This window comes from Desulfomonile tiedjei, from assembly GCA_016212925.1.
Lineage (GTDB): Bacteria > Desulfobacterota > Desulfomonilia > Desulfomonilales > Desulfomonilaceae > JACRDF01.
Genome location: JACRDF010000040.1, coordinates 78,684 through 91,119 on the forward strand (window position 1 = coordinate 78,684; position 12,436 = coordinate 91,119).

Sequence of the window (12,436 nt, forward strand, 5' to 3'; positions counted from 1 at the left end):
CTGCAGATTCGTCGGCCATCATGTATGGCACCCGTTTCGAGGAAGTCATGTAATATAGGCTTGTTGCCACTGGCTGTGGTTATATTCTTAGGCAGTCCGACTTCAGGTTTGGTGGTCCTTGCGGGTCACAAAGTGGAGGATTCGTGAACAAGAAACAGGTTCGCAAAATCGTTTTGGCTTATTCCGGGGGACTAGACACCTCGGTGATACTCAGATGGCTCGTGGATACGTACGACTGTCCGGTGGTGGCGTTTGCCGCGGACCTTGGTCAGGGGGAAGAACTCGCTCCCCTGGAAGAGAAAGCCAAGGCCACCGGCGCGACTTCTGTTCAGATTTTCGATCTCAAAGAGGAATTCGTTCGTGACTACGTGTTCCCCATGCTTCGCGCCAATGCGGTTTACGAGGGCTCCTACCTGTTGGGGACATCTATAGCCCGGCCGTGCATCGCGAAGGGCCAGATGGAAGTAGCCAAGAAGGAAAACGCCGACGCGGTCAGCCACGGCGCTACCGGAAAGGGCAACGACCAGGTGAGGTTCGAACTGGCCTATTTATCATTCGATCCGAGCATTGTGGTCATCGCGCCGTGGAGAATTTGGGACATGCGATCCAGGTCGGACCTGGTCGAATACGCGAAAAGGAAAGGCATACCGATTACATCTACGGTTGAAAAGCCGTACAGCATGGACAGGAACATGCTTCACTTGAGCTTTGAAGGCGGGATTCTGGAGGACCCGTGGGCGGAGCCTCCGAAAGACATGTTCCTGCTCACCGTAGATCCGGAGGATGCGCCGGACAAGCCCGAGGAAATAGTCATTGCCTTCGAAGCCGGCGATCCCGTGGCCATAGACGGCAAGCGACTGTCCCCGGCCAACTTGCTGGCGGCATTGAACTCCGTCGCAGGTCTCAACGGCGTGGGGCGGGTTGATATGGTTGAGAATCGGTACGTGGGAATGAAGAGCCGTGGTGTATATGAAACCCCTGGCGGCACAGTTCTTCATAAGGCGAGGAGGGCTTTGGAATCCATAACCTTGGACCGTGAAGTCACGCACTTGAAGGATGAATGGATTGCCCGGTACGCCTCGCTCGTCTACAACGGGTACTGGTTTTCTCCGGAACGAAAGATGCTGCAAGCAGCGATCGACGAGGCCGCGAAAGTGGTTTCAGGAGATGTGAGGCTGAAGCTTTACAAAGGGAACGTCACTGTGACAGGAAGGCGCTCTGATAATTCCCTGTACGATCCGAGGTTCGCTACTTTCGAAGCGGACGAGGTCTACTCCCAAGCGGACGCGGAAGGTTTTATCAGATTGAATGCTCTTCGCCTACGGATCCGTTCCATGATAGAGGCACGGAGCAAGTAGAGTCGTTGGCCGTTACCGGTCACATCGGCATGACGGCTGCCGGTACGCACGCAGCCGGAGGTTGTAATGCCCAAGTTGTTGAAAAAAGCCAACCAAAGGGTCTCGGTAAAATCGGACGGAATTCGTAAAGGCCGTTTCGCGCGTGCAATGGACCCGCTGTTTGCTCGATTCAACGCCTCGGTTTCATTTGACAAACGTCTATTTGCGGAAGACGTGACGGGCAGCATCGCCCATGTCCGAATGTTGGGCCGTCAAGGCATTGTATCAGCACAAGAAGCTCGTAAGATCGAGAAGGGCTTGAGATCCGTTCTTGATGATTTCGAGAAAGGACGGTTCGAGTTTCGCGAGGAGCTGGAAGACGTCCACATCAACATAGAAGAGGCCCTGAGAGAGAAGATCGGTGAACTTGCAGGCAAGCTGCATACCGCGAGGAGTCGAAACGACCAGGTGGCGCTCGATCTAAGGCTGTATCTGAAGGGCCGGATCGACATGCTGAGTGAGGACCTGCGTTCCCTGATGGCCGCGCTGGTGGATAAGTCAGAAGCCACTATCGACCTGCTGATTCCCGGGTACACTCATCTTCAAAGGGCTCAACCGGTGCGCCTCGCACATCATCTGATGGCTTATTTCCAGATGTTCAAGCGCGACTTCGGGCGCTTCCAAGATTCGCAAAGTCGTATGGACGAGATGCCCCTCGGCGCGGCCGCGCTCGCCGGCGCCACCTTTCCCATTGACAGAAAACGCGTGGCCGATGAATTGGGCTTCTCCGGCATCAGCGCCAATTCAATGGATGCGGTTTCCGACAGGGACTTCGCTCTCGAGTTTCTGTTTAACTCCTCGGTGGCAATGATGCATCTTTCGCGTCTCGCTGAGGAACTCATACTGTGGTCATCCGCCGAATTCGGCTTTTGTACCCTTCCGGATGCGTTCTGTTCGGGGTCCAGCATCATGCCTCAGAAGAAGAATCCGGACGCGTGTGAGCTGATCAGAGGCAAGACCGGTCGGGTTTACGGTGATCTCATAGCTTTGCTGACAACCTTGAAGGCATTGCCGCTGACGTACAACAAGGATTTGCAGGAGGACAAAGAGCCTGTTTTCGACGCGGTTGACACTCTGCAAGGTTCCCTCAGGATAATGGGCTCGCTGATTCCCGGTATCGAATTTCGCGGCGACCGAATGATCGAGGCCGCATCGGACCCATCGCTAGCGGCCACTGATCTTGCCGACAAGCTTGTCAGGGATGGCATGGCTTTCAGGGATGCACATTCGAGAGTGGGCGCCATGATTCGTGAACGCTCCGGCCCGCGAGGAAAGAAAAAGGCGGGGACGTTGCCGAGCCCCGGAGAGATGGTAGAGGCACGAAGCCACGAAGGGGGCACCGCCAGGAAGAGAGTGCTGGATCAGATCCGGGCGGCCGGATCGTTCCTGCAGGAGCTACAAAAGGCCGGCCGTGTTAAGAAGGCAAAGCGTAAAACCAGAGAGGGCGAGAGGAAGGCTTGAGAAAAGCGCGTGCTGGAGTGTGGGTTGTCATAGTCTCGTGCTTTCTCGTCGGTTGCGGTTACAAGACGAGTCCGCGTCCTGCCACTGCCAGCATTCCCGGTGACATCGGTCTAGTAGACGCCCAAGCGTACGCTGACCGAATAGTGCTCAAATGGAGCGTGCCTCCTTCGAACGTAGATGGCTCTGCCTTACGTGACCTCTCGGGGTTCAAGATTTACCGTTTTGCCCAACCTCTGGGAGAGGAGTGCGACAACTGCGAAGAAAAGAAAAGCCTCCACGCTAACGTGGATTTTCAGAATCCTTCCAACGCCGTGATCAGTGCTGGGGAAGTAACCTATGCCGACAAGGATGTCTCACCCGGAAATGTTTACTCTTATTGGCTCTCGCCTTACAATCTAAGGGCCAGAGAAGGACGGGTGAGCCAGATCGTGACCGTAGACTACGGCGAACCTCCACCCGCGCCTGAGCAATTGAGGGCAGGCCCCGAGCCCAAAGGCATCATGCTGGAATGGGACGTTCCCGCACGAGCGGAGGGAATCAGTGGATACCGCGTGTACAGGGGAGCAACAGACGACCCCGAAGAGATGAAGTACATTGGCGGCGCTCAATCCAGGGACACGTCCTTTCTGGACCGGGAAGCTGAGAAGGAAAAGCGTTATTTTTACCAGGTGCGGTCTTTCAAAATGAACAGAGGGATCTCGCTGGAGTCCTCGCCATCGTCTACGGTCAAAGCGCTAATGCCGGCCGTGCAATTCCAGCCGCCGGAAAACGTGAATAGGACTGCTACACGTCGCGGTATAAGCCTCTATTGGGACCCTGTGAAGATAGAAAAAGAGGAAACCCGATACAACGTTTATCGGTCGGAAACAGGAAAGATGTTTGAAAAGATCAACGCCCAGCCCCTCGTCAACCCAAAGTACTTCGACTCGAAAGTGCTCAGAGGAAGGACGTATCGTTATGGCGTGACAGCGTTTCCCAAGGATAAACCAGAGTACGAGTCCAAACGCGCTGGCTCGGAAGAGGTCAAATTTATCCCCTGATCAGGAAATTAGATGCATTTTTTCAACTACATAGATGGTGAGCTTTATTGCGAGAATGTTCCCGTGCAGCGTATCTGCGATGAGGTAGGAACACCTGTCTTCGTTTACAGCAGGGAAACCCTGGAACGACACTACAGGGTCTTTGAGGAACCCTTTGCCTCCGTCGATCATTTGATCTGCTATTCGATGAAAGCCTGCTCCAATCTGGCAGTTTTGAGGCTCTTCGGGAATCTGGGAGGAGGGGTGGACATTGTTTCCGGCGGTGAGCTATACCGCGCTCTAACGGCCGGAATAGACGCATCAAAAATCGTCTACTCCGGAGTCGGGAAAAAAGCTTCCGAAATGGATGAAGCGCTGGCCGCGGGAATCCTGATGTTCAATGTGGAGTCCGAAGCCGAATTGGATCTCCTTGACCAGCGAGCGCAGGCCCTCGGCAAACGAGCGGCAATAGCGTTACGGGTGAATCCCGACGTCGATCCTCAGACCCATCCGTACATATCCACGGGGCTGAAAAGAAACAAATTCGGAATCGACTCGGAGCGTTCTGTCGAACTGTATCGCAAAGCGCGAAAGATGAAAGGGGTGGAACCCGTCGGAGTCGATTGCCATATCGGCAGCCAACTCACCGAGCTTTCCCCGTTTCTCGAAGCAGTTGACCTGCTTCAAGATCTGATCGAGACCCTCCGGTCGGAGGGCTTCAACATAAGATATCTGGATTTAGGCGGGGGCTTGGGCATCCCGTATGACGAGGAAAACCCACCTCTGCCGGCAGCTTACGGAAAAGCGATCGTGGATCGCGTGGCCGACCTCAACGTTACACTCATTCTGGAACCGGGCCGCCTCCTGGTAGGCAATGCCGGCATTTTGGGCGCCAGAGTGCTTTACGAGAAGCATGGACCAGAAAAAAGCTTCGTAATTGTGGACGCGGCGATGAACGATTTGATCCGGCCCAGCCTTTACAAAGCACATCATTCAGTGTGGAAGGTGATCCCGGGGAAGAATAAAGAGATCTCAGAGGCCAGGATAATCGCAGACGTTGTGGGCCCGATATGCGAATCCGGAGATTTCTTGGCCCAGTCCCGTGAGATGGAGCCCGTGGAATCGGGCGAGCTGATTGCGATCATGAGCGCAGGTGCGTATGGTTTTTCAATGTCCTCGAACTACAATTCTCGGCCCAGAGCAGCGGAAGTCCTCGTGGATGGTTCCCGGTACCACATTATCCGCAGCCGCGAAACTTACGAGGATCTTATACGGGGGGAGCGGATACCGCCCGAAATGCTCTAACTAAAGTGATGGAGGAGACGATGTTATCAGGAGCCCTTACTGCAATAGTGACGCCTTTCCGAAACGGTCAAGTGGACGAGGGCGCGCTCAAGGGATTGATCCGCTTCGGTATTGACGGGGGAATCAGCGGACTGGTTCCCTGCGGGACCACTGGCGAGTCACCAACCCTGAGCCACGAAGAGCACAATCGCGTTGTGGAAATCACTGTCAAGGAAGTGGCAGGTCAGGTCAAGGTGATCGCTGGAACGGGTTCCAACAGTACGGAAGAAGCGATCAGCCTCACAAAGCATGCAAAGGCCGTAGGCGCTGATGGGGCCCTACTTGTCTCTCCTTACTACAACAAGCCGACCCAGGAAGGACTGTACCAGCACTTCAAGACTGTGGCCGAGACCGTAGACCTCCCTATCGTGCTGTACAACATTCAGGGCCGGACAGGTGTCAACATTGAGAATTCCACCGTCCAGAGGCTGTCGCGGGTCCCTAATATCGTCGGGGTGAAAGAGGCGTCCGGTTCGATACTCCAGATGAGCGAGGTCCTCAGGCTTTGCGGCCCGGATTTCGACGTGCTCTCGGGCGATGACCAGATGACGTTTCCCCTGATGGCGCTGGGCGGAAAGGGTGTCATCTCGGTGGTGACCAACATCGTCCCTGACAGAATGTCAAAGCTGGTGGCGGCCATGCTCAACGGTGAAGTGGAAAAGGCGCGATCCATGCACTTTGATATATATGAGCTTTGCCAGGCCATGTTCCTTGAGACCAACCCGATTCCGGTCAAGGCCGCGCTCGGTCTCATGGGTAAACTAGAACCGGAATTCAGACTCCCGTTATGCTCACCCTCAGAGGCCAACATGGCCAAGCTGAGGACGGTCCTGGAGAAATACGGAATCCTTTGAGAGGGGGTTTGATATGAAAGTAGCTGTCAGCGGCGCCGCAGGGCGCATGGGAAAAAGAATTCTTGCTCTGGCGCATGACCATCCCGAAATGGAAATCGTCGGCGCTTTGGACTCGGCTCAGAATCAGGCTCTGGGAAAGGACGCGGGAGAAAATGCGGGCTTAGGCAAAATAGGGGTGCCCATTACCAGCGACGTCCAAGACGTGCTGGAGAATTGTGATGTCTTGATAGACTTCTCTTTTCCCGGTGCCTCGGTCGAACACATCAAGACAGCCGCGGAAATGGGTAAAGCCATCGTTGTCGGCACCACCGGGTTCTCTGTCGAGCAACGCAAAGAGATTGAGGAAGTAGGACCTCGCACAAGATGCTTGGTCGCTCCGAATATGAGCATGGGGGTAAATCTCCTGTTCAGCCTGGCCGGTAGCGTGGCGCAGACCTTGGGCGGCGACTACGATGTAGAAATCATTGAGGCGCATCACAGGATGAAGAAGGATGCCCCGAGCGGCACAGCAAACAAGCTCGCGGAAGTGATCTCCGAGGCCCTTGGAAGAGACCTGCAAACCGCGGGTGTGTACGGGCGCCACGGCCTTGTCGGTGAACGCAAGGCCTCCGAGATCGGCGTAATGGCAGTGAGGGGCGGCGATATTGTTGGGGACCATACGGTGATGTTCGTCACCAACGGTGAGCGCATCGAGCTTGTCCACAGGGCGCACACTCGCGGTGCTTTTGCCAAAGGAGCGATTCGGGCGGCTCTGTGGTTGGTTTCTCAACCGAACGGTCTGTATGACATGATGGACGTTCTTGGATTAAAGGAAAAGAAATGAAGATTGCCAGATTCAAAATTGACGATCGGGTTCTCGATGGGAAGGTGGAGGGTGACACGCTCGTGCCCCTCGCAACTGACACTTCAGCGTGGGCGCACCAAATCGGCAAAGTGCAATTGCTCGCTCCATGCCAACCTACCAAGATAGTTGCAGTTGGACTCAATTACAGGGATCATGCGGAAGAGGTGAATTTGCCCCTACCTGAAGAGCCGCTCCTCTTCTTGAAACCTGCCTCAAGTGTGATCGGTAACGGGGACGGGATCATTTTGCCTCCTCAGAGCAAGAGGGTGGACTACGAAGCCGAGCTGGCCATCGTGATAGACAAGACAGCCAGGAATGTAACCCTGGAGCAAGCCCGGAACTACATAAGAGGCTATACATGCCTCAATGACGTGACCGCGCGAGACCTGCAAGGCAAGGACGGACAATGGACCCGGGCTAAAGGTTTCGACACCTTCTGTCCCATAGGCCCTTGGATAGAAACGGAAATCGATCCGTCGGATTTGAAGATAGAGTTGTTCCTGAACGGCGATCGCAAACAGGCGTCCAGGACTTCCAACCTCATATTCAACCCTTTCCGGTTGGTGGAATTCATATCGGGGATCATGACGCTGCTGCCGGGCGATGTTATCGCCACCGGCACCACCTCGGGGATAGGGCCCATGAAAGATGGGGACAAGGTGGAGGTCAGAATCGAAGGCATAGGTTCCTTGATCAACAAGGTTTTCTGAGTGTAGAGATGGGTCAAATGGCGTACATCGGATTCGGGGCCAACTTGGGCGACAGAAGAGCCAAGTTTGACGCAGCGCTCGAAGCGCTCAATTTGATGCCCGCGACAACGGTCAGGGGACATTCGCGCCTTTACGAGACTGAACCTGAGGGTCTCACGGACGGCGGCCAGAATTTCCTGAATGCAGCTATAGCTGTCGAGACTGACCTGGCGCCGGCGGACTTGATGTCGGCCATCAGAGACGTTGAGTTACGGCTGGGGAAATCACGCGGACATCGCAGTGATTTGTCGCGCGTGATCGACTTGGACCTGCTTCTGTACGCGAACAAGCAAGTGAAGGAAGGATCGTTGGAGGTACCCCATCCGCGGATGCACCGCAGGGCCTTTGTGCTGGCGCCGTTGGCCGAGATCGCACCCGAGGCTGTGCATCCGGTACTGGGTTCTACTGTGCGTGACTTGTTGGGTCTCCTCTCTCGGGAGGACACCGAAAAAGCGCAACCGATCGTGGACTGTCCAAGTGGGCCGGAGCGGCGCACGAAATGATTCTGAGAATAATCCTAATCGCGCTGTTGATTTACGTGCTTTTCAAGGCTACCTCCTTGGCGATCCGTTCCTTCAAGGATCGGTCGGTTGAGACGAGAGATCAGGCCCCATTGTTCAGTCGCGAAGTAAGCGAAATGGTGCGTGACCCCGTTTGCGGGGTCTACACAGCACCTAATGAGGCACTGAGCGTAATGAACGAGGGGCGGAGGATTCATTTCTGTTCCGCGGAATGTCGCCAGAAGTATATCGATCAACAGGCCTGAAAGTAGCATGAAAACCAGCGTGGAAAACGCAACCATACTCATTGCGGACGATTCCGAGATCTTGAACAACATGCTGAAGGATGTGTTCGAGGAGAACGGGTTTGAAGTTGTTCAGGCTTTCGACGGGGAGGAATGCAGGAGCATCTTTCTCAGGAAGCACCCGGATCTGGCTTTTGTTGACATTCACATGCCCAAGATCGATGGCATTGAAATGCTCCGTTACATCAAAGAAAGAGACCGCCGAACCCTTGTTGTCATGATGACGGGCGTAGGCTCGGAGCAGACCGCGGTCAGGGCGATGAAACTCGGAGCGGATGACTACCTGACCAAGCCTTTCGGGATAGACGAAGTAGTGGCCTTAGCCACGAAATTGTTGGAGCGGCGGCAAGCGGCCGATGAAAATGTGCGACTGAAAAAGGAGATCCACCGCGCTGAAAGGTACCTGGCACACCTTGCTACGATCATCAACGAAGCAATCATCACCACGGATCAGCAAGGGAGAATCCAGTTTACCAACAGGGCGGTCTCGGACCTGTGGGGGTACTCGAGCGACGAGTTGAAGGACCAGGATATACATTTCCTCATACGGGGGCAAGCGAGAACGCTCCTTTCCCGTGACATTGTGAAAGAGACCATTCGAGAAGGAAAGCTGGAAGGTGAATTCCATTTCAGAAAGAAAGATAAGGGGACCTTTCCCGGCTACCTGTCATCATCGGTAATAAAGGAAAAAGGACAGGTTCGCGGAATTGTGACGGTTGTGGCGGATTTGACGAGGCTTTACGAGGTTGAAAGGCGGCTTAAACAATCCGAAAAACTGGCTGCTCTCGGCAAGGTTGTGGAAGGGATCGCACATGAAGTGAGGAACTCCCTGACATCGTTGGGCGGGTTTGCCCTCCGCTTGCGCAAGATTACAACCGGCGATCCTCAATGTGCTCAATACACCGGTATCATTCTCGACGACGTTTCCCGCCTGGAGAAGATGGTTGCGGATATCGAGGAATACGTCCGCTTCTCCAAGTTCTACACCTTCCGTTACGAAAAGACAGACCTTTTACCCGTGGTTGAGAGCGCCAGGGACAGGGCGGTCCGAGAGCTTCCTTCGCGGTTGGTGGAGAGAGTGTCTTTTAGCCTGGTTGCCGACGAGAATCTTCCGCATGTCCTCGCGGATTCCGTTGCCATCGAGGAGGTTTTTTTCAATCTGATTCTGAACGCGTACGAGGCCATGCCTCGCGGGGGGAGAGTGAAGGCAACACTGCGGAACATCAACTCCGCGGTTTCCGTCGCGTTTACGGATACGGGCGCGGGTATCCGCGACGAAGACCTGACGGACATATTCAACCCCTTCTTCACCTCCAAGACCACCGGCGCAGGAATGGGGTTGAGCAAAGCCTATCTTCTGGTGGAAGAGCACAGGGGCGCGATAAACGTGCGATCCGAACCCGGAAAGGGGACCACCGTGGAGGTTCTTTTGCCTGTGGACAGGTTAATGACCGGGCTATTTTCCTGGGAAACGGAATCGCACGGCGGACCCTTCAGATAGGAACCGCCACTTATTCAGGGTGGAGACACATTGAAATTGCGACAAACACGTCGCTGAAATAGACGGGCAGTGGCACGGTCCCCCGATAGAACGGGATGCCCATTTGAGCGAGCGCAAGGCTCCCTGACAAAGTGTCTTTTGCAATGCGGATTAGTCGAGTTGGTAAGTCGCCATGAGATCCAAGGTCCAAGATTCAACCTGCACGGAGCAACACTATGCCATTTCGGCTTTCAATTCTTATTTGGTTTTGCACGGCTATCGCAACGGCTGTTTGCCCACACGAGGCGTATTCGGATATATTCATCAGGATTCACCAGGACGGGCAGAAGGAATTCACCAATAGGCCTTCAGGACCGGGCTGGATGTTCCATATGAGTGAAGACGGCTCACAGCCGATGGTACAGTTTGCAATACAGGGCAAACCGAAAAGCCTCGATGAAATCGTTTCGGAAATCGCCTCGAAATTCCAGATTGAGGCCAGCCTGGTCAAGGCGATCATCGTCGCGGAATCCAATTGCAACCCATCGGCTGTCTCCCGCAAAGGGGCCCAGGGGCTGATGCAACTCATGCCCTCGACGGCCAAGGTTTTGAAAGTGGACAAACCGCTCGACCCGCGCGAAAACATCATCGGCGGCGTCAAATACATAAAGGGCCTATTGGCTTCGTACGGAGACCTTCGCCTGGCCCTGGCGGCATATAACGCCGGACCGGGAACAGTTCAGAAATATGCAGGAATCCCGCCATACAGGGAGACCATAGACTATGTGAAGAGGGTCATCGCGCATTACAAGAAATTCAAGAAGGATCCCACTCTTCGTCTGGCGGAGAATTGATTGAAGCAGGTTTAATATTTAATGAAAAGACATTTGCCTAACTTTCTTACTCTAGGGAGGATGGTTCTGGTTCCTCCGATCGTCGCGTTGCTGTTTTTTCCCGGCAGGGTCCCGTCGGCAATCGCGGGGTGCCTATTCCTGCTGGCCTCCCTTACCGATTTCTTTGACGGCTTCATTGCGCGGCGTTTCGAGGTGGAATCCTCATTCGGCCGCTTCCTCGATCCCATTGCCGATAAAGTTCTGGTCACCTCCGCGCTGATCATGCTCATATCATTGGGGCGAGTGGAAGCCTGGATCGTAATGCTCATCATTTCGAGGGAAATTGCCGTGAGTGCGCTGAGGGCGATTACCAAGGCGTGGGATACTACGCTCAAACCCAGCCCGGTGGGCAAGCTCAAAGCAGTATTTCAATTCTCGGCCGTTGTCCCGTTGATCGTTCATTACGAATACGACCTGGTCATACCTATCAATTTCCACCTGATCGGGACTGTGCTCCTATACGTGGCTTTGGTGCTCACAATATGGTCGGGTCTGGATTATTTCTTCCGATTTTACAGGGAATACCAAGTTAGAGAAGGCGGGGACGAATTCTGAAGCAACCTCCTAGTAGCGCCGGCATCTTGCCGGTCCCGGAGCGTCCTCTTCTTAGGGAGGCGTCTTCTTGCCCACTGGTTCCCAGGCTCCACCTAAGAACTAGCAGAAAGCAGTCACTTACAGGCGGGAACTGCATCTGTGCACCGAAGGTGCAACCCAACGGTAGCCGTGGGTGCAAACCCACGGAAAGCAAACCGGAGGCTCTGAAGACCCTGGAGGGGTCTCCCGAAAATGCAATAATTCGTTGAGGGAACTGGGGCGACCCCTTCAGGGTCTCCGGTTCATGGTTAAGGGATTCTCCTTGCTCCACGGGTTTACATCCCGCGTCCCGCTGGACTACTCATGGTCTGCCCCTTCAGGGCAATAGATCTACTGTCCGCGGTCGTAAACTGAATGAAAGCGGTCAGCAGCGAGTCCTCAGTCAAGCAGAAGAAGGCCCGCTGCCGGGGATTGCTTCGGTGCGTTCGCTGATGATGGGTCAGGAGCAGAACTGAACTATTCCGGCTCAAAACCGAGTTCCTTCCCGATTTCTCTAAGACTTCTGGAGGGCTTGTCTATCGATTCTTCTCGTTCCCTTCTCAATTCACGAAGGTCCTCAAAGTCCTCCAAAGTCTCCTGGATTTTCAGAAACTCTTCGTAAGGCAGAACGACAAATTCCTTTTTCCCTTCCTTTTCGATTATTTGTGGATGCAACAGCATAGCTCCTTCTATCTGTGGGCTTCCCTACGATGGCGAATACGACAAACAACTATTTTGTCTCCTTCTATATCGAAGAGAGCCCGCCAATTGCCTATCCGCAGCCGGTATTCCGGCCAATGATCCGTCAGTTTCTTGACGTCGCCCAGCAGCCCGCTCTCAAGAGCTAACAAGGGGTCGTACATACCGCGAGACTCGTCCTTTGGCATAGCCTTCAGGTCCTTCTCAGCCTTAGGCTTCAGTTCGACAGTATATCTCATCTCAATCTACTCAGGAATGCTGAATGCCGCCGCCGCGATCCATCCGCGCGTTGTGGGTGCCCTACCTTTCCTGTTCCCA

At 54.4% G+C, this 12,436-nt stretch carries 14 protein-coding genes; 12 read left to right on the plus strand and 2 right to left on the minus strand.

Translation table 11 applies throughout. The features are described 5' to 3' along the window. Nucleotides 1–143: 143 nt before the first annotated feature. The 12 genes from HY913_16450 to pgsA all read left to right on the plus strand — a co-directional run bounded on the left by HY913_16450 (nt 144) and on the right by pgsA (nt 11,401). Nucleotides 144–1,358 carry an argininosuccinate synthase gene (locus HY913_16450; GenBank protein ID MBI4964867.1) on the plus strand — a complete coding sequence of 405 codons (1,215 nt, stop codon included), beginning with the start codon at nt 144–146 and terminating at the stop codon, nt 1,356–1,358. Between the two features lie 66 nt (nt 1,359–1,424). Continuing rightward, nucleotides 1,425–2,858, plus strand: a complete 1,434-nt coding sequence (argH, locus tag HY913_16455) for an argininosuccinate lyase (GenBank protein ID MBI4964868.1) — start codon at nt 1,425–1,427, stop codon at nt 2,856–2,858. Further along, a complete protein-coding gene (locus HY913_16460; protein MBI4964869.1) occupies nt 2,855–3,898 on the plus strand; it encodes a hypothetical protein in 1,044 nt (347 codons plus the stop codon). The genes argH and HY913_16460 overlap by 4 nt, the downstream gene beginning before the upstream one ends. Before the next feature lie 12 nt (nt 3,899–3,910). Next, nucleotides 3,911–5,182 carry a diaminopimelate decarboxylase gene (gene lysA, locus HY913_16465; protein MBI4964870.1) on the plus strand — a complete coding sequence of 424 codons (1,272 nt, stop codon included), beginning with the start codon at nt 3,911–3,913 and terminating at the stop codon, nt 5,180–5,182. 20 nt (nt 5,183–5,202) lie between these two features. Further along, a complete protein-coding gene (locus tag HY913_16470) occupies nt 5,203–6,075 on the plus strand; it encodes a 4-hydroxy-tetrahydrodipicolinate synthase (GenBank protein MBI4964871.1) in 873 nt (290 codons plus the stop codon). Between the two features lie 13 nt (nt 6,076–6,088). Continuing rightward, a complete protein-coding gene (locus tag HY913_16475) occupies nt 6,089–6,898 on the plus strand; it encodes a 4-hydroxy-tetrahydrodipicolinate reductase (GenBank protein MBI4964872.1) in 810 nt (269 codons plus the stop codon). Next, the gene (locus HY913_16480) at nt 6,895–7,629 is read left to right on the plus strand and encodes a fumarylacetoacetate hydrolase family protein (protein ID MBI4964873.1); all 735 of its coding nucleotides are present in this window, start codon (nt 6,895–6,897) and stop codon (nt 7,627–7,629) included. The genes HY913_16475 and HY913_16480 overlap by 4 nt, the downstream gene beginning before the upstream one ends. A gap of 17 nt (nt 7,630–7,646) precedes the next feature. Continuing rightward, the gene (gene folK, locus HY913_16485) at nt 7,647–8,171 is read left to right on the plus strand and encodes a 2-amino-4-hydroxy-6-hydroxymethyldihydropteridine diphosphokinase (protein MBI4964874.1); all 525 of its coding nucleotides are present in this window, start codon (nt 7,647–7,649) and stop codon (nt 8,169–8,171) included. Continuing rightward, the gene (locus HY913_16490) at nt 8,168–8,434 is read left to right on the plus strand and encodes a hypothetical protein (GenBank protein MBI4964875.1); all 267 of its coding nucleotides are present in this window, start codon (nt 8,168–8,170) and stop codon (nt 8,432–8,434) included. Before folK ends, HY913_16490 begins: the two co-directional genes overlap by 4 nt. A gap of 7 nt (nt 8,435–8,441) precedes the next feature. Continuing rightward, nucleotides 8,442–9,974, plus strand: coding sequence for a response regulator (locus tag HY913_16495; protein MBI4964876.1), 1,533 nt, complete (start codon nt 8,442–8,444; stop codon nt 9,972–9,974). A gap of 371 nt (nt 9,975–10,345) precedes the next feature. Further along, nucleotides 10,346–10,807 (plus strand): lytic transglycosylase domain-containing protein, encoded by a 462-nt coding sequence (locus HY913_16500; GenBank protein ID MBI4964877.1) that lies wholly within the window; start codon nt 10,346–10,348, stop codon nt 10,805–10,807. A 21-nt stretch (nt 10,808–10,828) separates the two neighbouring features. Next, nucleotides 10,829–11,401 carry a CDP-diacylglycerol--glycerol-3-phosphate 3-phosphatidyltransferase gene (gene pgsA / locus HY913_16505; GenBank protein MBI4964878.1) on the plus strand — a complete coding sequence of 191 codons (573 nt, stop codon included), beginning with the start codon at nt 10,829–10,831 and terminating at the stop codon, nt 11,399–11,401. Nucleotides 11,402–11,896: 495 nt separating this feature from the next. Here the strand turns inward: pgsA and HY913_16510 are convergent, their stop codons facing one another. Then, nucleotides 11,897–12,100: a type II toxin-antitoxin system Phd/YefM family antitoxin gene (locus HY913_16510; protein ID MBI4964879.1), complete on the minus strand. Its 204-nt coding sequence runs from the start codon at nt 12,098–12,100 to the stop codon at nt 11,897–11,899. 8 nt (nt 12,101–12,108) lie between these two features. Further along, nucleotides 12,109–12,357, minus strand: a complete 249-nt coding sequence (locus HY913_16515) for a type II toxin-antitoxin system RelE/ParE family toxin (GenBank protein MBI4964880.1) — start codon at nt 12,355–12,357, stop codon at nt 12,109–12,111. Nucleotides 12,358–12,436 lie beyond the last annotated feature (79 nt).

What these genes read in the sequence shown, in the direction of transcription:
- argH (MBI4964868.1), top strand. Translation starts at nt 1,425, where the DNA reads ATGCCCAAGTTGTTGAAAAAAGCCAACCAAAGGGTCTCGGTAAAATCG.
- lysA (MBI4964870.1), top strand. Translation starts at nt 3,911, where the DNA reads ATGCATTTTTTCAACTACATAGATGGTGAGCTTTATTGCGAGAATGTT.
- HY913_16470 (MBI4964871.1), top strand. Translation starts at nt 5,203, where the DNA reads ATGTTATCAGGAGCCCTTACTGCAATAGTGACGCCTTTCCGAAACGGT.
- HY913_16475 (MBI4964872.1), top strand. Translation starts at nt 6,089, where the DNA reads ATGAAAGTAGCTGTCAGCGGCGCCGCAGGGCGCATGGGAAAAAGAATT.
- HY913_16480 (MBI4964873.1), top strand. Translation starts at nt 6,895, where the DNA reads ATGAAGATTGCCAGATTCAAAATTGACGATCGGGTTCTCGATGGGAAG.
- folK (MBI4964874.1), top strand. Translation starts at nt 7,647, where the DNA reads ATGGCGTACATCGGATTCGGGGCCAACTTGGGCGACAGAAGAGCCAAG.
- HY913_16490 (MBI4964875.1), top strand. Translation starts at nt 8,168, where the DNA reads ATGATTCTGAGAATAATCCTAATCGCGCTGTTGATTTACGTGCTTTTC.
- HY913_16495 (MBI4964876.1), top strand. Translation starts at nt 8,442, where the DNA reads ATGAAAACCAGCGTGGAAAACGCAACCATACTCATTGCGGACGATTCC.
- HY913_16500 (MBI4964877.1), top strand. Translation starts at nt 10,346, where the DNA reads ATGAGTGAAGACGGCTCACAGCCGATGGTACAGTTTGCAATACAGGGC.
- pgsA (MBI4964878.1), top strand. Translation starts at nt 10,829, where the DNA reads ATGAAAAGACATTTGCCTAACTTTCTTACTCTAGGGAGGATGGTTCTG.
- HY913_16510 (MBI4964879.1), bottom strand. Translation starts at nt 12,100, where the DNA reads ATGCTGTTGCATCCACAAATAATCGAAAAGGAAGGGAAAAAGGAATTT.
- HY913_16515 (MBI4964880.1), bottom strand. Translation starts at nt 12,357, where the DNA reads ATGAGATATACTGTCGAACTGAAGCCTAAGGCTGAGAAGGACCTGAAG.